Raw genomic sequence first — 25,842 nt, 5'->3', positions numbered from 1 at the left:
TACGACGGTGAGTCCGACGAGCCCCCCGAAGACCGGACTCGGACGCCAACGCTGCGCCGACAGCGGGAACGGCTCAGTCGTCAGCGTGCAACAGACCCCACACGATCGAGTCGACGAGCGCCTGCCAGCTGGCCTCGACGATGTTCTCGGAGACCCCGATCGTGGTCCAGGTCCGCTTGCCGTCAGTCGAATCGATCAGGACGCGGGTGACGGCGCCGGTCCCTTTGGACGTGTCGAGGACACGGACCTTGAAGTCCGTCAGCGAGATCCCTGAGAAAGCCGGGTACCGCGGTCCGATCGCCTCGGCGAGGGCCGCGTGCAGCGCGTCGACCGGGCCGTTGCCCTCACCGGTCGCCAGGAGACGCTCGTCGCCGACCCACAACTTGACGATCGCCTCGGTCTCGATGTCGACGGCGACGTCGTTCCAGTCGCGCGCCCCCCCACCGGAGCGGTGCACGACGGCAGCACGGAAGTACTCCACGTCGAAGAACGGCTGACGCCAGCCGCTTGCGCCCCGGATAAGCAACTCGAGAGACGCGTCGGCCACCTCGAAGTGGTAGCCGGCGTGCTCGAGGCGCTTGAGGGTGTCGACGATCTCACCGATGGCGGCGTCGTCGACCTCCAGGCCCATCTCCTCGGCCTTCATGACCACTGTGGAGCGACCGGCCATCTCCGAGACGACGAACCGCTGCCGGTTGCCGACGATCGTCGGGTCCACGTGCTCGTAGGCGTCGCTACGACGGGCGATGGCGGAGGTGTGCAGACCGGCCTTGTGGGCGAACGCGGAGGAACCGACGTAGGGCTGCTGGGCGGCCGGCGCGAAGTTCACGAGCTCGGCGACGTGCTTGGCGACGGGGGCGAGCCGGTCCATACGGTCGGCGGGGATCGTGTCGATGCCCATCTTGAGCGACAGGTTCGCGATGATCGGGATCAGGTCGCAGTTGCCGGTGCGCTCGCCGTACCCGTTGATCGTCCCCTGCACCTGGGTGGCCCCGCCCATGACACCGGCGATCGCGTTCGCGACGCCGCAGCCCGTGTCGTTGTGGAGGTGGACCCCGACGGGAGCGCCGACGGCTTTCACGACGGCCGCGACGATCTCGGTCACCTCGTGGGGCAGAGACCCGCCGTTGGTGTCACACATGACCACCGACTCGGCTCCGGCTTCCGCGGCGGCGGTGAGAACCCGCAACGTGAATTCGGGGTTGTTCTTGTAGCCGTCGAAGCAGTGTTCGGCGTCGAAGAAGACCCGCAGGCCCTGCGAACGCAACCAGGCGATCGAGTCGGCGACCATCGCGACACCTTCGTCGAGGTCGGTGCGCAGGGCTTCGGTGACGTGGTAGTCCCAGCTCTTGCCGACGATGCAGACACTGGAGGTCCCGGCGGCCACGAGGCCCGCGAGGGTCTTGTCGTCGGCGGCTTCACCGTGGACCCGACGTGTGGATCCGAACGCGACGAACTCGCTGAACTCGAGATTCAGTTCGGTCTTCGCCCGCTCGAAGAACTCGTCGTCTTTGGGGTTGGCGCCGGGCCAGCCACCCTCCACGAAGTGCACGCCGAGGTGGTCGAGTTGACGGGCGACCTTGAGCTTGTCGTCGACGGTCAGCGAGATGCCCTCGAGCTGGGACCCGTCGCGCAGCGTCGTGTCGTAGATGTCGACGTGGGCGGGTACAGCGGCGGCGTCTTCGGTGTGGTCAGTCGGTGACATGCTCATTCCACTCCTTGTACCTGTCCACTCTGCCCCGTACGGCGTCGAAGAACACCTCCTGGACCTTCGTGGTGATCGGCCCACGGTCGCCGAGGACGCGGTCGTCGACGGAGCGGATGGGCACGACCTCGGCCGCGGTACCGGACAGGAACGCCTCGTCGGCGGTGTAGAGGTCGCTGCGCAACAGGTTGCCGGTGACGTACGGAATGCCGAGATCGTCGGCGATTCTGTGGATGGAGTCCTGGGTGATGCCCTCCAGGGCGCCGGCGCTCACCGGCGGCGTGATGATCGTGCCGTCGCGGACGATGAAGATGTTCTCGCCCGTGCACTCGGACACGAAACCCTGGGGCGACAGGAGGATGGCCTCGTCGTAGCCGGCCTTGACGGCCTGGACCTTGGCCATCTGGGAGTTGATGTAGTGGCCGCAGCCCTTGGCAGCGGGAGGCATCGCGTTGGGGTCGTGGCGCTGCCACGACGAGATCATCATGTTCACACCCGTGCGGAGACTCTCCTCGCCGAGGTAGGCGCCCCACGGCCACACGGCGATCGAGACGTTCGTCACGCACGGCAGGGGGTTGAGCCCCATCTCGCCGTACCCGAGGTAGGCGAGCGGACGGATGTAGCACGACGGGAGGCCGTTGACCCGCACGGTCTCCTTCGTCGCGTCGATCAGTTCCTGCACCGTGAACGGGATGTCGATCATGAGGATCTTCGCGCTCTGGAAGAGTCGCTCGATGTGGGGGGTGAGCCGGAAGACAGCGGGACCGTCGTCGGTCTCGTACGCGCGGATGCCCTCGAAGACGCCGTTGCCGTAGTGCAGCGTGTGCGTGAGGATGTGGACCTTCGCGTCGTCCCAGTCGACGAGCGTTCCGTCCATCCAGATCTTGTCCACGGCTTGAATCGGCATCAGGATCCCCCTGGGTTCGTTGAGTTCGTCAGTTTCGGGCTTGCTCGACACGCTCGGCGATCAGATTCCCGATGCCGACCGTGCCGAGGGATGCGTCGACGTCGTCGCACGCCGCGCGGATCCGCGTGGCGGCGGCGTCCTCACCGAGGAAGTCGAGCATGAGGGCGGCCGACAAGATGGCGGCCGTGGGATTCGCGATGCCCTTGCCGACGATGTCGGGGGCCGATCCGTGAACGGGTTCGAACATGGACGGACCAGTCCGGGCGGGGTTGAGGTTCGCGGAGGACGCGAGCCCGATGCCACCGGCGATGGCACCACCGAGATCGGTCAGGATGTCGCCGAAGAGATTCTCGGTCACGATCACCGAGTATCGCCGCGGGGACTCGACGAAGTAGATGCAGGCGGCGTCGACGTGGTTGTAGGCGGTCTCGACGTCGGGGTACTCGGTGGCGACCTCGTTGAAGGTCCGCTCCCACAGATCTCCCGAGTAGGTGAGCACGTTCGTCTTGTGTGCCAGCGTCAGGTGGCGGCGCTCGCTCGAGTTCGCGAGGTCGAAGGCGTAACGGATGCAGCGTTCCACGCCCATCCTCGTGTTGACCGATCCCTGCGTCGCGATCTCCTGGGGCGTTCCCTTGCGCAGGAATCCGCCTTCGCCGGCGTAGGCGCCCTCGGTGTTCTCACGGATCACCCGGAAGTCCACGCCGCGTTCGGGGGCGACGAAGGGGCGCAGGTTGACGTAGAGGTCGAGCGAGAATCGCATCTTCAGGAGCAGGCCACGCTCGAGGACCCCGGGCGGCACCTCGGGGGTTCCGACAGCTCCCAGGAAGATCGCGTCGAGTCCACGCCACTCCTCGATCACCGAGTCGGGCAGGATCGTCCCGTCGGCGAGGTACCGGGCACCACCGAGGTCATAGTCCACGAGTTCGGTGTCGACACCGGCAGCGGCGACGACCTTCAGACCCTCGGCGACCACCTCGGGACCGATTCCGTCACCGCCGACCACGCCGATCCGATGTGCCACTGTGCTCGTCTCCTCAGCTGCTCCGATGGCCTCCGAGACTATCTGCGCGTCGGCGGGCCGCCGCGACTCCTACGGTGTGGACATGCTGCGCCGCCCCCTCGCCGTGCTCCTCGTCGCCGTGCTGGTGCTCGCCGGCTGCTCCGGAGGCGACGACGACGGGACCGCCGCCTTCCGATCGGGGACGGTGACGGTCACCGACGCGGGCGACGATCCCACAACGACGCTCGCCTGGGGCTGGGAGGGAGCGTCCCCGGCGTCGGTACTGCTGGTCACGGCCGTCACGCAGTCCGTCGCGGTCGACGGCGGGGCACCGACAGAGGCTCCGCTGCCCACAGCGGTCACGCTGCTCGAGATCACGCCCATGACCGGCGAGGGACGCACCGAACTCGTCGTGACCGTGACCGACGTCGGGGCCTCCACCGAGGACCTCGACGTCGAGGACCCCGAACTCGCAGCCGCGCTGGCCGACCAGGCCGCGGCGATGAGGCGTCTCGTCGGGGCATCAGCGTCGTTGGGAGTGTCGGCCACGGGGGCGGTCACGGATTTCAGCCCGGCGACCGCACCCGACGTCGAGCTCCCCGTGGCGACGCTGCTCGAGCGGACGATCACCGAGCTCGCCCGCCTCGTCGTCGAGTTCCCCGACGAAGCGGTCGGCCCGGGCGCGCGCTGGGAGACGACCTCGACGCGCGTCAGCCAGGGGATCGCGTGGGACGTCACCACGTCATGGCGTCTCGACTCGGTCGATGGTGACCTGCACACGGTGTCGTTCACTCTCTCCGAGACGGCACCGCGCCAGGGGGTGCCGGCCGCCGAGGGGCGTGACATCGAAGGGATGATCGAGGGTGAGGGTTCGGTGGTCGTCGACCTCGCCTCCGCAGCCATCGTGTCGGGGGAGCTGGTCACGTCGCTCGAAGCGTCCATCTTCGACGGTGACGAGGTCGTGGCGACCACATCCAACCGGATCGGGACCATCGCGTCGAGCTGAGGACCCGACGGGTCCGGCCGACGGGGTCACGTCGCTAGATTGGGTCGATGGCACGAGTGCAACACCTGTCCCCTGAAGCGTACGAACGGCTGCGCGCCGAGTTCGAGGACCTGACGACGCGGGGACGCATCGAGATCGCCCGGAAGATCGAATCGGCGCGCGAGCTCGGTGACCTCAGCGAGAACGGCGACTACCACGCCGCCAAGGAGGAGCAGGGCAAGATGGAGGGGCGGATCCGCCACCTCGAATCGATGATCGAGAACGCCACCATCGTCGAGGCTGCAGGCGACGGCAGCGTGGTGACCACCGGCTCGGTCGTCACCATCCGCTATGACGGCGAGGACGAGACCGAGAGCTACCTGATCGGCTCCATCGAGGAGCGCCGTGACGGCCTGCCGGTGATCTCCCCCGGCTCCCCGCTGGGGGCCGCGCTGCTCGGCGGAGCCGTCGGCGACAGGGTCACGTACGAGGCGCCCAGCGGTGGCCTCGAGGTAGAGATCACCGAGATCGAGAGCTGAGCGGCCGCGCCGCTTCCGGAGAGGAACCAATGAGCACCCCGCGCACCCTGTCGGAGAAGGTCTGGGACGACCACGTCGTACATCGGGGCGACCCGGACCTCCTCTACATCGACCTGCACCTCGTCCACGAGGTGACATCGCCACAGGCCTTCGACGGCCTGCGGCTGTCCGGGCGCAGCGTCCGGCGACCCGATCTCACGGTTGCGACCGAAGACCACAACATCCCGACCGCGGACATCGACCAGCCCATCGCGGACCCGATCTCCCGCAAGCAGATCGAGACGCTGCGTACCAACGCCGCGGAGTTCGGCGTCACGAACTACCCGATGGGCGACCCCGATCAGGGAATCGTGCACGTCATCGGACCCGAGCTCGGCCTGACCCAGCCGGGGATGACGGTCGTCTGCGGCGACAGCCACACCTCCACCCATGGCGCCTTCGGCGCGCTGGCCTTCGGGATAGGCACGTCCGAAGTCGAACATGTGCTCGCAACCCAGACGCTGCCCCAGGTCCGACCGGGGACGATGGCGGTGACGGTCGACGGCGAACTGCCGGAGGGATCCACGGCCAAGGACGTCGTGCTCGCGATCATCGGCCGCATCGGCACCGGCGGCGGGATCGGTTCGGTCATCGAATACCGCGGTCCCGTCATCGAGGCCCTCTCCATGGAGGGCCGGATGACCGTGTGCAACATGTCGATCGAGGGTGGCGCCCGAGCGGGGATGATCGCCCCCGACGACACCACGTTCGCCTACCTCGAAGGTCGCCGCCACGCTCCGAAGGGTGCGGACTGGGAAGCCGCTCTCGACGCGTGGCGCCAACTGCGCACCGACGACGGGGCCACGTTCGACACCGAGGTCGTGCTGCACGGCGCCGACATCGTGCCCCATGTCACGTGGGGCACGAACCCGGGACAGGTCACCCGTATCGATGCGGCGGTGCCCTCCCCGGACGACTTCTCCGAGGCGTCGCAGCGTGACGCGGCGGCGCGGGCCCTGGCCTACATGGGCCTCGAGGCCGGAACCCCGATGCGCGACGTGCCGGTCGACACGGTCTTCATCGGCTCGTGCACCAACGGGCGGATCGAGGACATCCGGGCGGTCGCCGCGGTCGCACAGGGTCGCCACGTGGCCGACGGGATCCGCACCCTCGTCGTACCCGGCTCCGGCCGGGTCCGCGAGCAGGCCGTCGCCGAGGGTCTCCCCGAGATCCTGACCGCCGCCGGCTTCGACTGGCGTGAGCCGGGTTGTTCGATGTGTCTGGCGATGAACCCGGACAAGCTGACCGTCGGCGAGAGGTGTGCGTCCACCTCCAACCGCAATTTCGAAGGCCGCCAGGGACGCGGGGGACGCACCCACCTCGTCTCCCCCGCTGTCGCCGCAGCCACCGCGATCGCCGGTCACTTCGCCACGCCGGCCGACCTGGACTGAGTGAGGAGAACACGATGAAAGCCGTCACCATCGTCCAGGGGACCGCTGTCCCCCTCGACCGTTCCGACGTCGACACGGACCAGATCATCCCGTCGGACTGGCTCAAGCGGGTCGAACGCACAGGGTTCGACAAGGGCCTCTTCTCGGAGTGGCGCGACGAGCCCTCGTTCGTGCTCAACGACGAGCGGTTCGCCGGCGCGAGGATCCTCGTCGCCGGACCCAACTTCGGGACCGGCTCCTCGCGTGAACATGCCGTGTGGGCGATCCAGCAGTACGGCTTCGACGCTGTCATCTCGCCGCGTTTCGGCGACATCTTCCGGAACAACTCGACGAAGAACGGGTTGATCCCGGTCGTCGTGTCGGCGGAACTCGGCCGACGCCTGTTGGACCTCGTCGAGGCCGATCCCGGCGTCGAGTTCGTCATCGACGTCGAGCGTCGGATGGTCGAGGTCCCCGCCGCCGGCATCGCCGAGCCGTTCCCCCTCGACGACCCCACCCGGGAGCGTTTCCTGAAGGGGCTCGACGACGTGGGCATCACCCTCGGCCACGCAGCCGAGATCGACGCCTACGAGGCGGACCGGCCCGCCTGGAAGCCCTCGCTGGCCTGACCCTCGCTGCCTGACCCTCGCTGGCCTGACCCTCGCTGCCTGATCCTCGCTGGCCTGAGCTGCACCTATCGGCCGGCACCCGCACGCCCTCTCTGTCTTCCCCGACCGCCGCTTCCCCCTCCTTCCTGCTCGACGAGGGGGCGCGACGACATGTCCTTTTCGATTCACGACCCTGATGTACGCGATCGCGTACATCAAGCCCGGTTTTCTGCACGACAACTGCTGCGCGCGCTCCGCGTGGCCAGCGGGATGTCACAAGCGGACTTGGCCGCCAGATGCGACGTGAGCCGGCCGCGCATCGCCGAGTACGAGGGCGGCACCACCGAGCCCTCCTTCGAGCGGTTGAGCGCCCTGGTCGAGGCGACGGGACATCGCCTCGTGGCGATACCGACGGGCACCGCCACAGCCAGACCCACAGCGACGGCCTACGAGACGGGGGCTCGGATCGCGACCATCCTCGCAGGGGACCCCGGTCCCGCCGGGCACGCCGCTGCACTGCGTGAGCTCAGGGCCTACAGCATCGACCTCTCCGCTCAGGACCCACCAGTACAGGCGGCCCTGTGCGTCACCGCGCCCGCCCCGACCGGCTCCGCCCACTTCGACGCGGCCCTCGCCGCGGTCGTCGAACACCGCCTCGGTGACCACGGCACACCCGTGCCCGGGTGGGTGCAGGAGCCGGACCGGTACCTGTCGGGCACCTGGGTCGCCGACCCGGCAGCCAACCTGGAACCCGGCGCCCAACTCATGCCGTTCCTGCGGCACGGCATCATGGTCGGGTGCACCTTCTTCGACACGGCCCGGCCGAGGCGACGGCCGATGTCGTAACGACACCGTCACATGGAAGGGGAACCACAGGCGTCTCCGGTTCGTCAGAACTGCCGGACGACACGGGGAGAAACCGATGATTCGCATGAGAACGACGATCGTGGCCGCCGTGCTGGTGGCGCTACTGGCCGGCGCGTGTTCCAGCGACGACCTGAGCGGCTCCGGCGACGGGCCCGGCGCACGGCCATCCCCGACGCCCATCGATCTCGGCACCGACATCCAGCTCATCGCTGCGCTCACCCCGTTCGACGCGTGCGACGCGTTCCTCGACCACGTGCACACCGAGGCGGGTGCCCGGGTCGGCCCATGGGGCCTGCAGGTGGGCGGCTACTACGGCGGACCGGTGTTCTTCGAGGGCGATGTCGCCACCGACGACGCCGGCGGATTCGACGGGGCCGGCGGTGACGACGGCGCAACCGGCGGCGCCGAGGAGCCCCAATCGGCCCCGGGACGCGGCGAATCCACCGGAGACTCCACGACCTCCTCCGGCGACGGCGGAGACGGCTCGTTCTCGGGCACCAACGTCCAGGTGACCGGCGTGGACGAACCCGACATCGTAAAGACCGACGGCGAACGCATCGTCACCCTCTCCGACAACACGCTCACCGTCGTGGACGCCGCGACGCGGACCGTGATCGGCAGCGAGAACCTCGGCTCGGACTTCTGGGGCGCCGAGATGTTCCTCGCCGGCGACCGGGCCTTCGTGGTCGGCGGCGGGAACGACGTGTTCCCCACCGAACCGTTCTTCGACGCCCCCGCCGTCGCCGAAGAGGGGGCCGCATCCGACTCGATCGCCCCGGGGCCCGGCTACTGGATCCCCACCACGGTGATCGCCGAGGTCGACATCTCCGGTGACCCCGACGTCGTCGCCACCCTCTCGATCGAAGGAAACTACGTCAGCGGACGCGCCACCGACGGCACGGCCCGGATCGTCATCACATCACCGCCGCTCGAACTCCCCTTCGTCTACCCCTCCAACCAGGGCAGCGAGAGCTTCGCCGAGCAGGCCAACCGCGACATCGTGGAAGCCTCGACGGTCGACGTCTGGGTCCCCGACTACCGCCTCGTCGGCCCCGACGGCCGGGTGAGCGAGGGTCAGCTCGTCGACTGTGACCGCATCTCGGCGCCCGGCGAGTTCTCCGGCTTCGACCTGTTGTCGGTCCTCACCTTCGACATGGACGCGCCGCTCACCCCGGGCGACGCGACGGGCGTGCTCGCATCCGGCGAGACCGTCTACTCGTCCGGCGACAGCCTCTACGTCGCCACCACCCGCTGGTACGACCCGGCGGTGGCGGAGAACGGCGGCATCACCGAGCCGCAGTTCGACGACTACACGACTGCCCTGCACCGCTTCAGCACCGTCGGCACGAGCGCCGCCGACTACGTCGCATCCGGCGTGGTCGACGGGCACCTGTTGAACCAGTTCTCCCTCCACCAGAACGCCGACACCCTCTACGTCGCCACCACCGAAGGGGCCCCGTGGGGCTTCGACGACTCCTCGGAGAGCTTCGTGACCTCCTTCCAACTATCCGGCGACGAGCTCGTCCCGGTGGGTCGGGTGGGCGACATGGGGCGCGGCGAACGTATCTTCGCCGTGAGGTTCATCGAGGACTCCGCCTACGTCGTGACGTTCCGCCAGGTGGACCCCCTCTACGTGGTCGACCTGTCGGACCCGACGACGCCGACCGTGACCGGTGAGCTGAAGATCCCCGGCTACTCGGCCTACCTGCACCCGATCGGTGACGGCCTGATCCTCGGCGTCGGACAGGACGCCACCGACGAGGGCTTCACGACCGGGGCCAAGATCTCCCTGTTCGACGTCTCGGACCCGACCGCCCCTGCCGAGCTCGACACGTGGACGATGCCCGACGGCTACACCGACGTCGAGTGGGACCACCGGGCCTTCCTGTGGTGGGACGGCTCGGCGGTCGTGCCGCTCACCTCGTGGAGCGACGGCTTCGCCGGTGCTGTGGTGCTCGACATCTCCCGCGACGGGGGCATCACCGAACGCGGTCGGGTCGACCACACCCCCGACGGCGGTAGCGAACCCGTCTCGCAGTGCCGTCCGATCCCCGTCGACGGCGTCGAGGAGTACTTCGGACAGGCCAGCATCGAGGCCTGCGGGCCCGACGAGGACCCGGCGCGGCCCGGCGTGTACTGCGATGACTACGGCGACAGCGGCATCCTCGAGGAGCTCCGCTACATCGCGGAGGAGATCGGCATCGACGTCGACTCGCTCGACATCGCCGACGACGAACGCATCGCCGTGTGCTGGCCGGAGGGGCCCCGGGTCGACCCGATCCAACGCTCGCTCGTCATCGACGGCGCGCTGTGGACCATGTCGTGGGACACCCTCCAGGCCGACGACTTCGTGACCCTGAGCCGCATCGCCCGGCTCGGGATCTAAGGGAGTCGACCCGGCCGTTGCACCTTGGCCGGGTCGACACCCGAGGCCCTGATCCGCTGGACCTTGTTGAGCGCGTCCACGAAGGCCCTCGCCGACGCCTCGACGACGTCGGTGGACAGTCCCCGGCCGGCGACGACGATCTGGTCGTTGTCGGACTCGAAACGCAGCGCGACGTCGGCGAGTGCGTCCACACCGCCGGTCACCGCGTTCACGGAGTAGTCGGTGAGGCGGCCACCGACGCCGGTCGCCTCCTTGATCGCCTTGCAGGTCGCGTCGACCATGCCGTCGCCGTCCTGGCGTGAGGTGCGCAGCTCGTCGCCGGCACGGATGATGACCGTTGCACTCGGGCTGCCGGTGCCGACCGAACCGCCGTGACACTCGAGCAGGGCGAGCTCGTAGGCCTTCTCCGCGGACGAACCCACCTCGTCGGCGACGATCGCCTCGAGGTCCGCGTCGCTCACGTCGATCTTGCGGTCCGCCAGTTCCTTGAACCGGGCGAACGCGGCGTTCAGGGCGTCGCCGTGGATCTCGATCCCCATCTTCGCCATGTGGTCGACGAACGCGTGGCGCCCCGAATGCTTGCCGAGGACGATCTTCGACTCGCCCTGACCGACGGCGGCCGGATCCATGATCTCGTAGGTCGTGCGCTCCTCGAGCACACCGTGCTGGTGGATGCCAGCCTCGTGGGCGAACGCGTTGCGCCCGACGACCGCCTTGTTGTACTGGACCGGGTAGCCCGTCAGTCGGCTCACGAGGCGGCTCGTTCGGGCGAGTTCCTTCGTGTCGACACCCACCTCGATGTCGCCGAACACGTCGGGCCGGGTGCGGACCGCCATGACGAGTTCCTCGAGGGCGGCGTTGCCCGCGCGCTCGCCGATCCCGTTCACCGCGCACTCGATCTGGCGGACGCCGGCCTGGACTGCGGCGAGTGAGTTGGCGACTGCCAGACCGAGGTCGTTGTGGCAGTGCGCCGACAGCACGTAGTCGCCGGGGATCAGCTCGCGGATCTTCGTGAATCGGGCCGCGTACTCCGCCGGGTAGGCGAACCCGACCGTGTCGGGGATGTTGAGGGTGGTGGCGCCGCTGTCGACGGCGATCCTCAGTACTTCGACCATGAAGTCGAAGTCGCTGCGGGACGCGTCCTCGGGCGAGAACTCCACATCGTCGGTGTAGGTCCGGGCCCGGGTGACCGCCTGGGCCGCTTCCTTCTTCACCTGTTCGGGCGTCATCTTCAACTTGTGCTTCATATGGGTCTCGGACGTGGCGATGAACGTGTGGATCCGACGCTTCTCGGCGGGTTCGATCGCCTCCCAGCACCGGTCGATGTCCTTGGCAGCGGTGCGGGACAGCCCGCAGATCACCGGTCCGCGCACGGCCTGCGCGATGACGTGGACCGCTTCGAAGTCACCTTCGGACGCGATGGGGAAGCCGGCCTCGATGACGTCGACGCCGAGGCGCGCCAGCTGCTCGGCAATCTCGAGCTTCTCGCTCTGGTCGAGCGAGATGCCCGGCGACTGCTCGCCGTCGCGCAGTGTCGTGTCGAAGATCTTGACGTGTTCGGCCATTACGGCACTCCCTTGTCTGTACTCGTCACCGGAACCTTCCCCGGTCCGGATCGGATGCCCTCCCCGGAAACGAAAAACCTCCTGCCCAGAGGCAGGAGGTGTCCGGCGAGCGCCAATTGTGGGCGCTCGCCTACTCGAGAAGAAGGTTCCGGGTCGTCTCGGTCATCACGACCACAGTGTAGGACCTGCCGGCCGGAGTCAACCCCGCGGGCCCGGTCCACGACGCAGGCGGCGGCGGCCAACTACCATCGGCGACGTGCGTACCAAGCGCTTGACCCTCCTTCTCGCCGTGCTCGCCGCGGTCGTGGCCGTCATCCGGGCGCGTCGACCCGAGCCCGCGCCCGCCGCCCCGGCCGGATCGGCGAGCTGGCCGCCGCTGGACCTCCCGACCGGCACCGACACCCCGGCCTCGCCCGACGCGCCCGACAGCGACCCCGAAGACCGGCCGCGGACCTGGGTCGACCCGGAGCCCGACGGGTCGTGCCCGCTGTCGCATCCCATCAAGCTCAACGAGCCGAGCGGGATCTTCCACGTGCCCGACGGCCAGTTCTACGCCCGCACGAAGGCCGAGCGGTGCTACGCGAACGCGGCCGACGCCGAAGCCGACGGCTTCCGCGCCTCGCGCCGCTGAGCTGACGACAGCTCGGCCGAGAACCAGTTCAGCCGAGGTCGATCGCGCGCACCGAGACGATCCCGTCGGCCGCGGCCAGCGAAGCCACGACGTCCTCGGGTACCGGCCGGTCCACGGAGAGGACCATCAGCGCCGCACCCTGCGGTGAGCGGCCGACGTCCATGTCGTCGACGTTGATCCCGGCCTCGCCGAGGGCGTTGCCGATGACGCCGATCATCCCGGGCTGGTCCGCGTTGCGCACGACGAGCATGTGACGCGCCGGCGGGAGATCGACGCTGTGGTCGTCCACCCAGATGATGCGCGGCTCCGCGTTCAGTCCGGTGACGGTGCCGCCCACGACGGTCTCGCCGCCGCGGATCATCACCGAGTTGACGTAGTCCTTGGTGGTCGCCGAGTTGACCCGGTGGACGTCCACACCGCGCTCACGGGCGATGTCGAGCGCGTTGACGTAGGAGATCGGCTGGTCGCTGATGGCCTTCAACAGGCCCTTCACCGTCGACAGCACGGCGATCTCGGTGTCGTACCCGCCGATGTCGCCGTGGAACTCGACGTCGAGACGGTCCGGCAGCGTGCCGCACAGCGACGCGAACAGGCCGCCGAGTTGTTCGCACAGCGGCAGGAACGGGCGGAGCGCCTCGGCCGCCTCCGTGGCGTTGACGTTCACGGCGAACGGGACGAAGTCACCGTCCAGGGCGAGCTGTACCTGTTCGGCGATCGTCATCCCGGCCTTGTCCTGGGCCTCACGCGTGCTGGCGCCGAGGTGCGGGGTGACCACGACCTCGGGGAGTCCGAACAGCGGCGACTCCGTGGTGGGCTCGGTCTCGAACACGTCGATGGCCGCGCCGCCGATGTGGCCGGAGCGGATGGCCTCGGCCAACGCGGCCTCGTCGATGATTCCGCCGCGGGCGACGTTCACGATCCGCAGACCCGGCTTGGCCTTGGCCAGGCGGTCGGCGTCGATGAGGTTGACGGTGTCGGGCGTCTTGGCCACATGCAGGGTGATGAAGTCCGACCGGGCCATGAGCTCGTCGAGCTCGAGCAGTTCGACGCTGAGCTGGCGGGCCCGCTCGACCGACACGAAGGGGTCGAAGGCGACGAGACGCATCCCGAATGCGAGCGCACGCTGCGCGACGAGCTTGCCGATACGCCCGAGACCGATGATGCCGAGGGTCTTCTCGGACAGCTCGACACCCTCCCAGCGCGACCGCTCCCAACGACCTGCCACGAGCGCGGCGTGAGCCTGCGGGACGTTGCGGGCCTGGGCGAGCAGCAGAGCGATCGTGTGCTCCGCGGCTGACAGGGTGTTGGACTGCGGCGCGTTGACCACCATGACGCCCTGGCGGGTGGCACCGTCCACGTCGACGTTGTCGAGGCCGATACCGGCACGACCGACGACGACGAGATCGGTGCCCGCGGCGAGGACCTCGGGGGTGACCTGTGTGGCCGAGCGGATCACCAGTGCGGCGGCACCCTTGACCGCCTCGATCAGCTCGTCGGGTTCCAGCCCCAGACGGACGTCGACGTCATGGCCGGCGGCGCGGAGCCTGTCGAGGCCGGCCTCGGCGATCTTCTCGGTGACGAGTACACGTGGCACGGCGGACAAGCGTACGGCGGGACTCAGGAGACGATGTCCACCGGCGGAAGATCGTCGGCCGGTTCGAGACCGAGGATCGACGCGAAGAACGCGTGCTCGGCCTCCAGCGCCCGCACGATCGACTCGGCGCGCCGGAAGCCGTGGGCCTCGCCCTCGAAGACGAGGTACGCGTGCGGCAGGCCCTTGTCGGCCAGCGCCGCCACCAGGGCCTCGGCCTGCGACGGGGGGACGATCTCGTCGTCGGCGCCCTGCATCACCAGCATGGGTCGCGTGAGGCGGTCCAGGTGGTGGATGGGTGAACGCTCCCGGTACACGTCGATGGCCTCCGGGTAGGGCCCGACGAGGCGGTCCAGGTAGCGGGCCTCGAACTTGTGGGTGTCGAGGGCGAGCATCTCGAGGTCCGTCACGCCGTAGCGGATGGCCCCGGCGGCGAAGACCTCGGGAGCGGCCAGCAGCGCCCCGAGGACTGTGAGGCCACCCGCCGACGAACCGCGGGTGACCACGCGGGCCGGGTCGATCTCGCCGGTGGCGCCCAGGTGCCGCACCGCGGCGGCGAGGTCGATCACGTCGGATTCGCCCCACCGGCCCACCAACGCGTCCCTGTACTCACGGCCGTAACCGGTCGACCCGCGGTAGTCGACGTCCACGACCGCCCAACCGCGGCTCGTCCAGTACCGGATCGTGAGTTGGAGCTCGCGGCGGGCTGCCCCGGTGGGACCGCCGTGGGCGAGGACGAGCGCCGGCGGCGCCTCACCGTCCGGCGGCGTCACGCCCGGATTCGCAGGTCGGTACAGCAGCGCGTGGGTCGTCTCGCTCCGGTCGGTCGGCACGGCGACCGGCTCGGGCGCCACGAGGAACCCGGGGTCGAGGGCCGCGCCCGGCGCGCCGTCATTGGGCGAGGCGAGTACCCGGCGATCCCCGTCCAGGTCGATCTCGACGATCTGCGACGCGCGATCGAACGCACCGCCGACGAACACCACGCTCCCGGCACCGACGTCGAGGGCGGACACAGCGGTGTCGGCATCCGAGGTGGCCGGGCCGACAGCCACGACGTCGCCGGCGGGACGCGACGAGGCGTGGACGACCTGGCCGGCCCCGGTGACACCCCAGCGCCCCCGTCCGAAGACCCAGGGAGGCGCTGCGATCTCCGCGCCGTCGAGATCCACCCAGGTGGCCGCGGTGTCGCCGGAGGTGACGTCGACGCGCCGGATCCGGGACCACCCCCCTGCGTCGGTCACCCATCCGAGGTGGTCGCCGTCGATCCAGCGCGGCTGCGCGATCCACTCGTCGGGACCCCCGGCCAGCCGGCGGGAACCCGACACGGCCGCCCCGGCGGTGTCGAAATCACCGACCCACAGCTCGGTCCCGTCCCACGGCATGTTCGGATGGTTCCAGCTGAGCCAGGCGAGGCGTGTCCCGTCAGCGGAGGGCCGCGGCTCGGCGAAGAAGTCCGACCCGCCCACCAGCGCGGTGACCTCGCCGCTGCCGTCGAGTGCCACCGCCACGAGGTCGTTGACCGCCTCTCCTCCGCCGGTGGTGTCCGCGTCGTGTCTCTCTCGGACACACACGTAGAGACCGTCCGGGGGATCACCGACGATGCGACCGTCGGCGTAGCGTGCCAGAGCGGTGTCGGTAAGCACGACGACATCGCCGGTCTGCGGGTCGAGCCGCCGCAGTTGGCCGTCGGCGTCGTCGCAGTAGACGACCACTCCCCCGCGGACCCACCAGGCGCCGCCGCCGTAGGTGTGGACACGGGTACGGACATTCGCATCCGGGGGGGTCATCTCCGCGACCGTCCCGTTCGCCGAGCGACGCACGAGTCGGACCCGACCGCGCTCCGACGGCAGTGTCTCCGCCCACCAGACCGCTCCCCCGTCGACGGACTCGTCGACGACCACCTCACCCAGACCGACGGAGCCCTCGACCAGCGAGGCCGCCGAGATCGGTGACGGCCAGGAGCCGTACGGGAGTCTCAAGAACGCCCGAGGAGGTCGGCGATGCGTCCGACGCCCTCCGCCAGGTCCTCGTCGCCGAGGGCGAAGGACATGCGGGCGTACCCGGGTGCGTCGAACGCCTCACCGGGGACGATCGCAACCTTCGCCTCCTCCAGGAGGATGAGTGCCAGTTCCGATGTGGTCGCGGCGCTGCGCCCGCGGATGTCACGCCCGAGCACGCCCTCGAAGGACGGGAAGGCGTAGAAGGCGCCCTCGGGTTCGAGGCAGGTGACGCCGTCGATCTCGTTGAGCATCGTGTGCATCGTGCGGCGACGACGGTCGAAGGCGGCGCGCATCTCGACCACCGCGTCGAGGGGGCCCGAGACGGCGGCCAGCGCGGCGATCTGCGACACGTTCGCGACGTTCGAGGTCTGATGGGACTGCAGCGTGGAGCACGCCTTCACGAGGGCGGGCGGGCCGATCAACCAGCCCACACGCCAACCCGTCATCGCGTAGGTCTTGGCGACACCGTTGAGGATGACGGTGCGCCCGGCGGCCTCGGGGACCACGACGGGAAGCGAGTGGTGCTCGGCGTCGCCGTAAGTGAGGTGTTCGTAGATCTCGTCGGTCACCACCCAGACGTCGTGCTCGACCGCCCAGCGACCGATCGCCTCGATCTCGGCCCGTGTGTAGACGGCGCCGCTCGGGTTGGACGGGGACACGAACACCAGCGCCTTCGTGTTCGGTGTCCTCGCGGCCTCCAACTGCTCCACGGTGACCTTGAATCCCGCGTCGGAACCGGCACGGATCACTACGGGCGTCGCACCGGCGATACGGATCGGCTCGGGGTAGGTCGTCCAGTACGGCGCGGGCAGGATCACCTCGTCGCCGGGGTTCAACAGCGCCTGGAAGGCGTTGTAGACGGCATGTTTCCCGCCGTTGGTGACGACGACGTCGGCTGCGCTGCAGGCGAATCCGAAGTCCCGCTGCGTCTTCGCGGCGATGGCCTCGCGCAGCGCGGGGAGACCCGGCGCCGGGGTGTACTTGTGGTTCTTGGGATCACGGCACGCCTCGACGGCTGCTTCGACGATGTAGTCGGGGGTCGCGAAGTCGGGCTCGCCCGCGCCGAAGCCGATGACCGGCTCGCCGGCCTCCTTCAGTTCTTTGGCCTTCGCGCTGACGGCCAGGGTCGCCGAGGGCTGGATCGCGGTGATGAGTCGGGACAGTTCGGTGTTCACGATCCGACAGTGTCGCATCTCCCGGGCGCGACGACGACCGCATATCGCCGCGGCCGACCCAACCCGGTTCCGATCGCCGTCCCCAGGCGCCATAGTTGAGGCGTGACCGACACGAACATCACCATTCCGCCCTCTCTACTCCCCTCCGACGGCCGCTTCGGCTCGGGCCCGTCCCAGGTCCGCCACGACGCCGTCACCGCACTCGCCGCCATCGCGGACCGCTACCTGGGGACGAGCCACCGTCAGGGGACCGTGCGCGACGTGGTCGGCCGCCTCCGTGACGGACTGACACAGCTGTTCGACCTCCCCGACGGATGGGAGGTCGTCCTCGGCAACGGCGGCACGACCCTGCTGTGGGACGGGCTCACGTTCGGCCTGATCGAGTCCCGCAGCCAGCACCTGGTCTTCGGCGAGTTCTCCTCCAAGTTCGCCACGGCTGTCGCTGCGGCACCGCACCTCGGCGAACCGGAGGTGATCGAGTCGCCGGTCGGGACCCATCCCGCCGCCATCGCCTCCGACGTCGACGTCTACGCGCTCACCCACAACGAGACCTCGACCGGGGTCGCGATGCCCCTCGGACGACCCGACGGTCCCGGACTCGTCGCCGTCGACGCGACATCGGCAGCGGGCGGCCTGCGTTGGGACCCGGCGGCGGTCGACATGTACTACTTCGCTCCACAGAAGTGCTTCGCGGCCGACGGCGGTCTGTGGATCGCGTGCTGCTCACCGGCGGCGGTGGAACGGATCGAACAGATCGCGGCGTCGGACCGTTGGATCCCCGCCGGGCTGGACCTGGGGATCGCACTGGAGAACTCACGCAAGAACCAGACCTACAACACACCGGCGCTCGCGACGATCTTCCTGACCGTGAACCAGATCGAGTGGATGCTCGACAACGGTGGGCTCGAGTTCGCGACCGGTCGCTGTGACGCCTCGGCCGCGAACCTCTACGGCTGGGCGGAACGGACCGCCTACGCGACCCCGTTCGTCACGGATCCGACGAGCCGCAGCCACGTCGTCGGCACCATCGACTTCGACGACTCGGTGGACGCCGCCACGGTCGCCGCGGTGTTGCGGGCCAACGGTGTCGTCGACACCGAGCCGTACCGCAAGCTCGGTCGCAACCAGCTGCGCATCGCGATGTTCCCTGCGATCGACCCCGATGACGTCGCCGCTCTGTGCGCCTGCGTCGACCACATCGTCGCCGAGCTGTGAGCGGCGAGGGGGACCTGCGCGGACGCCTCCTCGTCGCGACCCCGCTCATCGCGGATCCGAACTTCGCACGGACGGTCGTCCTGGTGCTCGAACATGACGCCGCCGACGGCGCGATCGCGGTCGTGGTCAACAGACCCAGTGACCTGGAGGTGGCCGAGGCACTCGCCGACTGGCGAGACGTCGTCACCGAGCCCCGGGTCGTCTTCTTCGGCGGACCCGTGTCGCAGGGCTCGGCCATCGCGCTCGCGGAGGCTCCCGGTGTGCACGCCGACTGGTTCAGCCCGGTGGTCGGCCCGCTCGGAATGGTCGACCTCGACGTCGAACCAACCGTGGTCGGACCCTCCGTGACCCGGGCACGGGTCTTCTCGGGCTACGCCGGCTGGGGCACAGGCCAGCTCGAAGCCGAGATCGACGAGGGCTCGTGGTTCGTGGTCGACCCGTCCCCGGACGACGCCCTGGGCACGCGGCGCGACGGGTTGTGGCACGAGGTGCTGCGGCGCCAGCGCGGACGCGTCGCGTGGTTCAGCCAATACCCCGACGACGTCTCGGCCAACTGACGCTGACTTCGAGGCGCGCTAGACGCCTGTTCCCACCGCTGTGCCTATCGCATAGGTCACGACGGCGGCGCCGGAGGCGATCAGGACCTGGCGGCCCGACGACCAGAAGACCGAGCGGCCGGTGAAACGTGCCAGGGCGGCGCCTACCCCGGCGGCGCCGATCACGGCGAGCACGATCGACGCGACGACCGCACCGCCACCACCGCCGAAGAACCACGGGAACAGCGGCAGGAGCGCTCCGACGCAGAAGGCCAGGAACGACGAGACGGCGGCGAGCCACGGCGAGCCGAGTTCGTTGGGGTCGATGCCCATCTCCTCGCGCGCATGGACCTCGAGCGCCTGTTCGGGATCCTCCATCAGGCCTTCGGCCATCTCCCGGGCGACGTCGGCGTCGACGCCTCGCTGCTCGTAGGTCTTCGCGAGCTCCGCGATCTCGTGGTGGGGGTTCCGGCGGTGCTCGCGGCGTTCGACTTCGAGCTCACGTTCGACGAGCTCGCGCTGGGCCCTCATGGACACGTACTCACCCGCGGCCATCGAGACCGCACCGGCGATCAGCCCGGCGACCCCGGCGAGGCGCACGAATCCCTGTGCATCGTCCGCGCCGGCGATTCCCAGCACGAGCGAGGCGTTGGAGACCAACCCGTCGGACACCCCGAACACGGCGGCACGCGCCATCCCCGAGTTGAGGTTGCGGTGGTCGTCGTGGTGGACGTGCGCGCCCTGTCCCTCACCTGCGCCTCCTGCTGCGGCCTGATCCCGGGTCTCGTCGCTCATCGTGTGACAAACCTACCCAGCCCCGCCGACGGTCGGCGGACCGGCGGGTCCGCCAGTGCCGGCCTCAGACGAGGAGCTCGATGCGCGCGACTGTCACCGCCGATCCGACGAGCTCCACCCGTTCCCCCAGCTCACGCACCAGGAGACGCCCACCGCGGGCCGATGCCTGGTGGGCCCGGATCTCCCCCCGCCCCAGACGGCGCGCCCAGAACGGACCTATGACGCAGTGCGCCGAACCGGTGACCGGATCCTCGTCCACGCCGACCGCCGGCCCGAAGAAGCGCGACGTCACGTCGGCCTCGACGCCACCCTCGGCGGAGACGATGACGCCACGCGGTACGCGGCCCGCCACGGTGAGGCGGCCGAGGGCTGCGATGTCGGGGGCGAGAGCCGTGACCGTCGAGGCGTCGGCGAGGACGACGAAGAGATCGTCACCACCGGTGTGGACCTCTACAGGGTCCACGCCGAGCGCATCGACGAGACCCGCCGGTGGTTCGATCTCCACCGCAGGAAGCGCGGGGAAGTCCAGGACGATCCCTGCCGCCTCGCGCCGGGCCCTCAGCTCGCCGCTGCGGGTGGCGAATCGCAAGGTGTCGGCGTCGTGGCCGAGCTCGTTCCACAGCACATGGGCCGCGGCGAGCGTGGCGTGTCCACAGAGGTCCACCTCGGTCGCAGGCGTGAACCACCGCAGCGAGGCGACCCCGTCAGCGGCCGTGCCCGGCACCACGAAAGCCGTCTCCGAGAGATTCATCTCCGAGGCGATCGCCTGTCGCATCACGTCATCGACGTCGAGAGCTCCGACGGCCACCGCCGCCGGGTTCCCCGCGAAAGGTCGGTCACAGAACGCGTCGACCTGCCAGAGTTCGATCATCGCCTCATTGTGGCCGGTCAGCGACGACGGTGGCGGGGGGTTCTTCTCCGACGCCGGCCGCGGCCGGCCTCACGGTCACGTTCGACGATCGCCTCGGCCTGTTCGGCGAGTTCATCGCGCAGAGCCCGGAACCGGTCGACCCTGCCGGCGTCGAGTTCGCCGGACTCGACCGCGGCGCGCACGGCGCACCCGGGTTCGGTCTCGTGGCCGCAGTCGCGGAAGCGACACGCGGCGGCCACCCCGCTGACATCGTCGTAGACGGTGTGGAGAGCCGCCTCGGCGTCCCAGAGGCCCACGGCACGGATCCCGGGCGTATCGACCACGACACCACCCGACGGCACCACCACGAGATCACGCGTCGTCGTGGTGTGGCGGCCCTTGGCATCGACATCGCGGACGTCAGCCGTGTCCTGGATGTCCTCGCCGACGAGGCGGTTCACCAGGGTCGACTTCCCCACGCCGGAGGGGCCCAGCAGCGCCATCGTGCGCGCCGGGGCGAGGAGACGGTGCAACTGCTCCAACCCCCCGTCGTGGCCCTGACCCACGGCGATGACGGTGTCCGCCACCCCCTCGAGGGACGCCACGAGCGACTCGAGGTCGTCGACGAGGTCGGTCTTGGTCAACACGACCATCTGCTCGGCGTCGGCATCGGCCGCGATGACGAGGAAACGTTCGATGCGCCCCAGGCTGATGGGACGGTCGAGGCCGTGCACCACTCCGACGACGTCGACGTTCGCGGCGAGAACCTGCTCGGTCACGGCCTCAGCCGGGTCCCGCCGCACCAGTGCCCTGCGGCGGGGCAGGATGGTGTCGACCACGGCGCCCATGTCGGGATCGTCGCTGACGATCACCCAGTCCCCTGTCACGGGCGCGACCGCATCCTGGGAGCGCAACTCGTCCGACGCCGCCGTGACGGTGCCACCCTGTGTCACGACCACGCACTCGCCGCGCTCGACCCGACCGACCCGCCCGACCGTGCCCGACCCGTCACCGTGGGAGGCGGCGAGAGCCGCCCACTCGTCGTCATAGCCGAGGGTGGTGAGGTCGATCGGCGTCATCGCCCTGCGACGGTAGTCGGGAACCTCGCGACGGTGGTCGGGAACCATGCGGCCGTCCCCGGCGTTGATCCACTACGAACCACACCACGGTCGTGCGCCCCGCGACGGCCGATCCGACACCGGGACCCACCAGATGACCACCGTCACCGCACAACCGACCGACACCGAACCTGGCGCCTCGCCCCCGCCGAGCAGACTCGACCGGCCGCTCGCGGCCGTCGCCGGGATTCTCGGTGCGGGCGTCGCACTCTCCGTCGGTGAGCTGTTCTCGGGGTTCTCGGAGAGCGTGCCGTCGCTCGTGGTCGGTGTGGCAGAGGCCGTGGTGGACTCGAAGAACGTCCCCACCTGGGTCCGCCGGTGGAGTATCGACACTCTCGGGACCTCTCAGAAGCCGGCGCTGATCGCAGGCGTGACGGTGGTCTCGGTCCTGCTCGGCGCGGTGGTCGGCATCCTCGCCCGGAAACCGGCACGCCGCTGGATCGTGCCCGTCGTCTTCGCCCTGTTCGCGCTCATCGGCGCGATCGCGTCGTCGGACAACCCGCTCATCTCCGACGGGTGGGCCTGGACCACTGCGATCGTCGCCGCCGTGGCGGGGGCAGCCACCCTGCACCTGCTCCTCGAGGCCCTCGCCCGGCGCTCCCCCACGTGGGGCGACACGAAGGGCATCGCGGCGGCCGTGTCGGAACGCCGCTGGTTCCTGGGCCTCGCCGGGGGCACCGCCCTCACCGCCCTGTTCGCCTCCGGCCTCGGCTCACTGCTGCGCGGACGTGGCGATGTCGGCGCCGCCCGCCAGGAGGTCGCCGCCCGACTCGGTTCGTCCACCGACGTCGCATCCGCACCGCTGCCCGGAAGCTTCGACGACCTCGACGGGATCTCGACGCTCGTAACCCCCAACGACGACTTCTACCGGATCGACACGGCACTGAGCGTGCCGCAGGTCGACCCGGCCAACTGGCGTCTGTCGATCACAGGGATGGTGGAGGAGCCCTTCGAGATCAGCTTCGACGAGCTGGTGGCGATGGACTTCGTGACGGAACCGGTGACCCTGTCGTGCGTCTCGAACGAGGTGGGCGGTCGCCTCGTCGGGAACGCCGTGTGGCAGGGCGTCCCCCTGGCGGACCTCTTGGACCGCGCCGGCGTCCGCGACGGGGCCACGCAGGTGGTCGGGCGGTCGGTGGACGGCTGGACCGCCGGGTTCCCGACGGAGGTCGCCACCGACGGACGGGTCGCGATGGTCGCTGTGACCATGAACGGCGAACCCCTCCCCGTGAAGCACGGGTTCCCGGCCCGCCTCGTCGTCGCAGGGCTCTACGGCTACGTCTCGGCGACGAAGTGGCTGAGCGAGATCGAACTGACGACCCTCGAGGACTTCGACGGCTACTGGGTGCCACGCGGCTGGTCCAAGTTCGGGCCGATCAAGACCCAGTCACGGATCGACGTGCCCCGCAACGGGCGCGATCTCGTGGCCGGGGCCCAGCCGATCGCCGGTGTGGCCTGGGCGCCGAGTCGCTCCGTCGAGAAGGTCGAGGTCCAGGTGGACGACGGGCCGTGGCGCGAGGCGGAACTGTCCGAAGAGCTGTCGGACAACTCGTGGCGCCAGTGGATGCTGGCCTGGGACGCGACGCCGGGCGACCACCGCATCCGGGTGCGCGCCACCGACGGCGACGGCGACACCCAGATCGAGGATCGTTCCAGCCCCGCCCCGGACGGCGCGACCGGCTGGCACACCGTCTCGGTCAGCGTCGCCTGAGCGCCGGTCAGTCCCCCAGGTCCACCTCGACGTCGAGGGTGATGGAGATCGCGTTGCCCACCACGACGGCGCCGGCGGTGCCCGGAGCCGGGACCTGGTACTGATCGACACCGAAGTCACGGCGGTCGACAGTGGCGGTCGCCTCGAAGGTCGCCTTGCGCATCCCACCGAAGGGGTGCTCTGCGGCACCGACGAACCGCGTGGCCAGGTCCACCGGCCGCGTCACGCCCCGGATGGTGAGGTCACCGGTGATCGTCCAAAGGTCCGCCTCCCCGGGCGCCACCGCCGTGGACGTGAACGTGATGGTCGGGAAGTCCTCGACACCGAGCATCTCCCGGGCCGCCTCGTCGGTCCCCGGATGGCCGGTGCGAACGGTGGCCGCCGGAATGGTGATGGTGGCGCTCGACCCGGTGGGATCCTCGGCGATGACGACGGTGCCCTCCACGTCGGCGAAGTCGCCCCGCATCCGGGTCAACAGCCGCCGCACCACGAAGGCCACACGCGTGAAACCGGGATCTATCTCCCACCGACCGGGCGCGGGTACCGGCCGGCCGTCGACCACTCTCGTGAGGGCGGCCTCGTCGCTCATTTGGGTGGAAACCGCAGAGCCGCGTCCAGACGGATGCACTCGCCGTTGAGATAGGCGTTCTCCGCGATCTGGCGCACGAGCAGACCGTACTCAGCAGGCTCCCCGAAGCGCTTCGGGTGCACGACGTTGGCCACGAGTCCGGCCCGCACTTCTTCGCTCGCGGTCATCATGAGATCGGTGTTCATGATCCCCGGCGCGATGCAGTTGACCCTGATCCCGATCGGCGCCAGATCCCGGGCCATCGGCAGGCTCATCCCGATGATCGCCGCCTTGGACGACGAGTAGGCGATCTGACCGGTCTGGCCCTCGTAGCCCGCCACCGACGCCGTATTGACGATGACGCCGCGTTCGCCACCGTCGTCGGGGTCGTTGGCCGCCATGCGGGCCGCGCCGAGACGTGCGACGTTGAAGGTTCCGATCTGGTTCACCTCGATCACCTGGCGGTAGCGATCGAGGTCGTGGGGGTGACCGTCGCGGTTCACGGTCCGCTCGGCCCAGCCGATGCCCACGACGTTCACGACCAGCGAGAGCGTCCCCAGCGCCTCGGCCGCGTCGCACGCGGCGCCCACATCTTCGTCGGCGCCGACGTCTCCGGCCACGGCGACCGCAGCGGACCCGATCTCGGAGACCAGGGCCGCGGACCGCTCCGTGTCACGGTCGAAGACCACGACGGACATCCCGGCCGAGACGAGTTCACGAACCGCGGCGGCGCCGAGACCGCCTGCGCCACCCGAGACCAGCGCGCTGCGCCCTGCGAGTTCCATCCCCGATCACACCCCTCTCCGCACCGCGTCCCGGTGCGACCTTCGTGGGTGCAGAGTGTGGCAGGTCAGCGGATGTGGCTGCTCATCAGCCGCACCTCGGAACCCTTGCCCCACCGGCGGCGGATGGCGACCAGACTGCGCAACATGGCCATGCCGTCGCGCACGGGGCGTACCTTCGACTCACCCCGGTGGTGCCACGTGACCGGGACCTCGATCACCTTGTGGCCATAGAGTTCCGCGACCCGCAGGACCTCGACGTCGAACGCGAAACCTTCTGACTTGACGTGCGGGAATATCTGGGCTGCCGCCATCCGCCGGAAGATCTTCATCCCACACTGCGTGTCACTCATGGACGCGAGGCCCATCGACCGGGCGGCGAGGTTGAAGCATCGGCCGAGGGTGCGGCGTAGCACGGGCTGGGGGTCGGGAAGTTCGGAGTCGGGGTGGCGACGTGAACCGACCGCTATCGGCGCTCCTGCGGACTCCATCATCGACATCGCGCGGGCGAGGTCCTCGAAGGTGACCGCGAGGTCCGCGTCGAGAAACGCGACGAAGTCGCCGGTCGCCTGACGCATCCCCGTCGCAACGGCGGCGCCCTTCCCACGGTTGTGATCATGGGAGATGACGCGGTGTGGCACCTCGCAGTCGACAAGGCCACCGTCGAGCATGCGGACCGTGCGGTCCGTGGAGCCGTCATCGACGAGGATCAGTTCGGCCGCACCGAAGGGGGTGTCCCAACGACGGGCCGCGTCGCAGAGCGCGGGAACCCTGCGCTCCTCGTTGTACAGCGGGACCACGACGCTCAGCGCCGGGGCCACCGGACGTTTCGCCGGCGGCGGTGTCAGGCTCTCGTCCCCGGTGGAGACCGGCCAGTCGAGCGGCAGCGTCATCGCCAT

At 69.6% G+C, this 25,842-nt stretch carries 23 protein-coding genes; 10 read left to right on the top strand and 13 right to left on the bottom strand.

The window, feature by feature from the left end:
* Nucleotides 1-73: 73 nt before the first annotated feature.
* Genes cimA through RIE08_14515 form a run of 3 tightly spaced genes read right to left on the bottom strand, consistent with a single transcriptional unit; the run spans nt 74 to nt 3,633 of the window.
* Nucleotides 74-1,705 (bottom strand): citramalate synthase, encoded by a 1,632-nt coding sequence (gene cimA, locus RIE08_14525; protein ID MEQ8718824.1) that lies wholly within the window; start codon nt 1,703-1,705, stop codon nt 74-76.
* A complete protein-coding gene (locus tag RIE08_14520) occupies nt 1,692-2,612 on the bottom strand; it encodes a branched-chain amino acid transaminase (protein MEQ8718823.1) in 921 nt (306 codons plus the stop codon). Before RIE08_14520 ends, cimA begins: the two co-directional genes overlap by 14 nt.
* Before the next feature lie 28 nt (nt 2,613-2,640).
* Nucleotides 2,641-3,633: a 3-isopropylmalate dehydrogenase gene (locus tag RIE08_14515; GenBank protein ID MEQ8718822.1), complete on the bottom strand. Its 993-nt coding sequence runs from the start codon at nt 3,631-3,633 to the stop codon at nt 2,641-2,643.
* A gap of 25 nt (nt 3,634-3,658) precedes the next feature.
* Here RIE08_14515 and RIE08_14510 point away from each other — a divergent pair, with 25 nt between their 5' ends.
* The 6 genes from RIE08_14510 to RIE08_14485 all read left to right on the top strand — a co-directional run bounded on the left by RIE08_14510 (nt 3,659) and on the right by RIE08_14485 (nt 10,406).
* Nucleotides 3,659-4,618, top strand: coding sequence for a hypothetical protein (locus tag RIE08_14510; GenBank protein MEQ8718821.1), 960 nt, complete (start codon nt 3,659-3,661; stop codon nt 4,616-4,618).
* Nucleotides 4,619-4,665: 47 nt separating this feature from the next.
* Nucleotides 4,666-5,136: a transcription elongation factor GreA gene (gene greA, locus RIE08_14505; protein MEQ8718820.1), complete on the top strand. Its 471-nt coding sequence runs from the start codon at nt 4,666-4,668 to the stop codon at nt 5,134-5,136.
* Between the two features lie 29 nt (nt 5,137-5,165).
* Nucleotides 5,166-6,566, top strand: coding sequence for a 3-isopropylmalate dehydratase large subunit (gene leuC / locus RIE08_14500; protein MEQ8718819.1), 1,401 nt, complete (start codon nt 5,166-5,168; stop codon nt 6,564-6,566).
* A 14-nt stretch (nt 6,567-6,580) separates the two neighbouring features.
* Entirely contained in the window at nt 6,581-7,174 is a 594-nt protein-coding gene (leuD, locus tag RIE08_14495) for a 3-isopropylmalate dehydratase small subunit (protein MEQ8718818.1), read from the top strand.
* A gap of 150 nt (nt 7,175-7,324) precedes the next feature.
* A complete protein-coding gene (locus RIE08_14490) occupies nt 7,325-7,999 on the top strand; it encodes a helix-turn-helix transcriptional regulator (GenBank protein MEQ8718817.1) in 675 nt (224 codons plus the stop codon).
* A gap of 85 nt (nt 8,000-8,084) precedes the next feature.
* The gene (locus tag RIE08_14485) at nt 8,085-10,406 is read left to right on the top strand and encodes a beta-propeller domain-containing protein (protein MEQ8718816.1); all 2,322 of its coding nucleotides are present in this window, start codon (nt 8,085-8,087) and stop codon (nt 10,404-10,406) included.
* Here RIE08_14485 and RIE08_14480 read toward each other — a convergent pair.
* Nucleotides 10,403-11,971 carry a 2-isopropylmalate synthase gene (locus RIE08_14480; protein ID MEQ8718815.1) on the bottom strand — a complete coding sequence of 523 codons (1,569 nt, stop codon included), beginning with the start codon at nt 11,969-11,971 and terminating at the stop codon, nt 10,403-10,405. The genes RIE08_14485 and RIE08_14480 overlap by 4 nt on opposite strands.
* 256 nt (nt 11,972-12,227) lie before the next feature.
* Between RIE08_14480 and RIE08_14475 the strand changes: the two genes are divergently transcribed.
* On the top strand, nt 12,228-12,602 hold the full coding sequence (locus RIE08_14475) for a hypothetical protein (protein ID MEQ8718814.1): 375 nt from the start codon (nt 12,228-12,230) through the stop codon (nt 12,600-12,602).
* Between the two features lie 28 nt (nt 12,603-12,630).
* On the opposite strand, the gene serA is transcribed toward RIE08_14475, so the two are convergent.
* The 3 genes from serA to RIE08_14460 are packed head-to-tail and all read right to left on the bottom strand — an operon-like array spanning nt 12,631 to nt 17,368.
* Nucleotides 12,631-14,196, bottom strand: coding sequence for a phosphoglycerate dehydrogenase (gene serA / locus RIE08_14470; GenBank protein MEQ8718813.1), 1,566 nt, complete (start codon nt 14,194-14,196; stop codon nt 12,631-12,633).
* Between the two features lie 23 nt (nt 14,197-14,219).
* Nucleotides 14,220-16,172 (bottom strand): prolyl oligopeptidase family serine peptidase, encoded by a 1,953-nt coding sequence (locus tag RIE08_14465; protein ID MEQ8718812.1) that lies wholly within the window; start codon nt 16,170-16,172, stop codon nt 14,220-14,222.
* On the bottom strand, nt 16,169-17,368 hold the full coding sequence (locus RIE08_14460; GenBank protein MEQ8718811.1) for a pyridoxal phosphate-dependent aminotransferase: 1,200 nt from the start codon (nt 17,366-17,368) through the stop codon (nt 16,169-16,171). The genes RIE08_14465 and RIE08_14460 overlap by 4 nt, the downstream gene beginning before the upstream one ends.
* Nucleotides 17,369-17,470: 102 nt before the next feature.
* Between RIE08_14460 and serC the strand changes: the two genes are divergently transcribed.
* Nucleotides 17,471-18,583 (top strand): phosphoserine transaminase, encoded by a 1,113-nt coding sequence (gene serC, locus RIE08_14455; protein ID MEQ8718810.1) that lies wholly within the window; start codon nt 17,471-17,473, stop codon nt 18,581-18,583.
* Nucleotides 18,580-19,140 (top strand): YqgE/AlgH family protein, encoded by a 561-nt coding sequence (locus RIE08_14450; protein ID MEQ8718809.1) that lies wholly within the window; start codon nt 18,580-18,582, stop codon nt 19,138-19,140. Before serC ends, RIE08_14450 begins: the two co-directional genes overlap by 4 nt.
* Nucleotides 19,141-19,158: 18 nt before the next feature.
* Here RIE08_14450 and RIE08_14445 read toward each other — a convergent pair whose 3' ends face one another.
* The 3 genes from RIE08_14445 to rsgA form a co-directional block, all read right to left on the bottom strand.
* Entirely contained in the window at nt 19,159-19,914 is a 756-nt protein-coding gene (locus tag RIE08_14445) for a VIT1/CCC1 transporter family protein (GenBank protein ID MEQ8718808.1), read from the bottom strand.
* Between the two features lie 64 nt (nt 19,915-19,978).
* Nucleotides 19,979-20,785: a PhzF family phenazine biosynthesis protein gene (locus tag RIE08_14440; protein ID MEQ8718807.1), complete on the bottom strand. Its 807-nt coding sequence runs from the start codon at nt 20,783-20,785 to the stop codon at nt 19,979-19,981.
* A 17-nt stretch (nt 20,786-20,802) separates the two neighbouring features.
* Nucleotides 20,803-21,843 (bottom strand): ribosome small subunit-dependent GTPase A, encoded by a 1,041-nt coding sequence (rsgA, locus tag RIE08_14435; GenBank protein ID MEQ8718806.1) that lies wholly within the window; start codon nt 21,841-21,843, stop codon nt 20,803-20,805.
* A 133-nt stretch (nt 21,844-21,976) separates the two neighbouring features.
* Between rsgA and RIE08_14430 the strand changes: the two genes are divergently transcribed.
* The gene (locus RIE08_14430; protein ID MEQ8718805.1) at nt 21,977-23,593 is read left to right on the top strand and encodes a molybdopterin-dependent oxidoreductase; all 1,617 of its coding nucleotides are present in this window, start codon (nt 21,977-21,979) and stop codon (nt 23,591-23,593) included.
* A gap of 7 nt (nt 23,594-23,600) precedes the next feature.
* On the opposite strand, the gene RIE08_14425 is transcribed toward RIE08_14430, so the two are convergent.
* The 3 genes from RIE08_14425 to RIE08_14415 all read right to left on the bottom strand — a co-directional run bounded on the left by RIE08_14425 (nt 23,601) and on the right by RIE08_14415 (nt 25,836).
* Nucleotides 23,601-24,182: a YceI family protein gene (locus RIE08_14425; protein ID MEQ8718804.1), complete on the bottom strand. Its 582-nt coding sequence runs from the start codon at nt 24,180-24,182 to the stop codon at nt 23,601-23,603.
* Entirely contained in the window at nt 24,179-24,946 is a 768-nt protein-coding gene (locus RIE08_14420; GenBank protein MEQ8718803.1) for an SDR family NAD(P)-dependent oxidoreductase, read from the bottom strand. The genes RIE08_14425 and RIE08_14420 overlap by 4 nt, the downstream gene beginning before the upstream one ends.
* A 65-nt stretch (nt 24,947-25,011) precedes the next feature.
* Nucleotides 25,012-25,836 (bottom strand): glycosyltransferase family 2 protein, encoded by an 825-nt coding sequence (locus tag RIE08_14415; protein MEQ8718802.1) that lies wholly within the window; start codon nt 25,834-25,836, stop codon nt 25,012-25,014.
* Nucleotides 25,837-25,842 lie beyond the last annotated feature (6 nt).

Source organism: Acidimicrobiales bacterium (assembly GCA_040219085.1).
Lineage (GTDB): Bacteria > Actinomycetota > Acidimicrobiia > Acidimicrobiales > JAVJTC01 > JAVJTC01.
Note: the sequence above shows the minus strand (reverse complement) of the source record. Positions and strands in the feature narration are given on the sequence as shown.

What these genes read in the sequence shown, in the direction of transcription:
- RIE08_14420 (MEQ8718803.1), bottom strand. Translation starts at nt 24,946, where the DNA reads ATGGAACTCGCAGGGCGCAGCGCGCTGGTCTCGGGTGGCGCAGGCGGT.
- leuC (MEQ8718819.1), top strand. Translation starts at nt 5,166, where the DNA reads ATGAGCACCCCGCGCACCCTGTCGGAGAAGGTCTGGGACGACCACGTC.
- RIE08_14440 (MEQ8718807.1), bottom strand. Translation starts at nt 20,785, where the DNA reads ATGATCGAACTCTGGCAGGTCGACGCGTTCTGTGACCGACCTTTCGCG.
- leuD (MEQ8718818.1), top strand. Translation starts at nt 6,581, where the DNA reads ATGAAAGCCGTCACCATCGTCCAGGGGACCGCTGTCCCCCTCGACCGT.
- RIE08_14415 (MEQ8718802.1), bottom strand. Translation starts at nt 25,836, where the DNA reads ATGACGCTGCCGCTCGACTGGCCGGTCTCCACCGGGGACGAGAGCCTG.
- greA (MEQ8718820.1), top strand. Translation starts at nt 4,666, where the DNA reads ATGGCACGAGTGCAACACCTGTCCCCTGAAGCGTACGAACGGCTGCGC.
- cimA (MEQ8718824.1), bottom strand. Translation starts at nt 1,705, where the DNA reads ATGTCACCGACTGACCACACCGAAGACGCCGCCGCTGTACCCGCCCAC.
- RIE08_14480 (MEQ8718815.1), bottom strand. Translation starts at nt 11,971, where the DNA reads ATGGCCGAACACGTCAAGATCTTCGACACGACACTGCGCGACGGCGAG.
- RIE08_14485 (MEQ8718816.1), top strand. Translation starts at nt 8,085, where the DNA reads ATGAGAACGACGATCGTGGCCGCCGTGCTGGTGGCGCTACTGGCCGGC.
- RIE08_14445 (MEQ8718808.1), bottom strand. Translation starts at nt 19,914, where the DNA reads ATGAGCGACGAGACCCGGGATCAGGCCGCAGCAGGAGGCGCAGGTGAG.
- RIE08_14430 (MEQ8718805.1), top strand. Translation starts at nt 21,977, where the DNA reads ATGACCACCGTCACCGCACAACCGACCGACACCGAACCTGGCGCCTCG.
- RIE08_14510 (MEQ8718821.1), top strand. Translation starts at nt 3,659, where the DNA reads ATGGCCTCCGAGACTATCTGCGCGTCGGCGGGCCGCCGCGACTCCTAC.
- rsgA (MEQ8718806.1), bottom strand. Translation starts at nt 21,843, where the DNA reads ATGACGCCGATCGACCTCACCACCCTCGGCTATGACGACGAGTGGGCG.
- RIE08_14490 (MEQ8718817.1), top strand. Translation starts at nt 7,325, where the DNA reads ATGTCCTTTTCGATTCACGACCCTGATGTACGCGATCGCGTACATCAA.
- RIE08_14520 (MEQ8718823.1), bottom strand. Translation starts at nt 2,612, where the DNA reads ATGCCGATTCAAGCCGTGGACAAGATCTGGATGGACGGAACGCTCGTC.
- RIE08_14425 (MEQ8718804.1), bottom strand. Translation starts at nt 24,182, where the DNA reads ATGAGCGACGAGGCCGCCCTCACGAGAGTGGTCGACGGCCGGCCGGTA.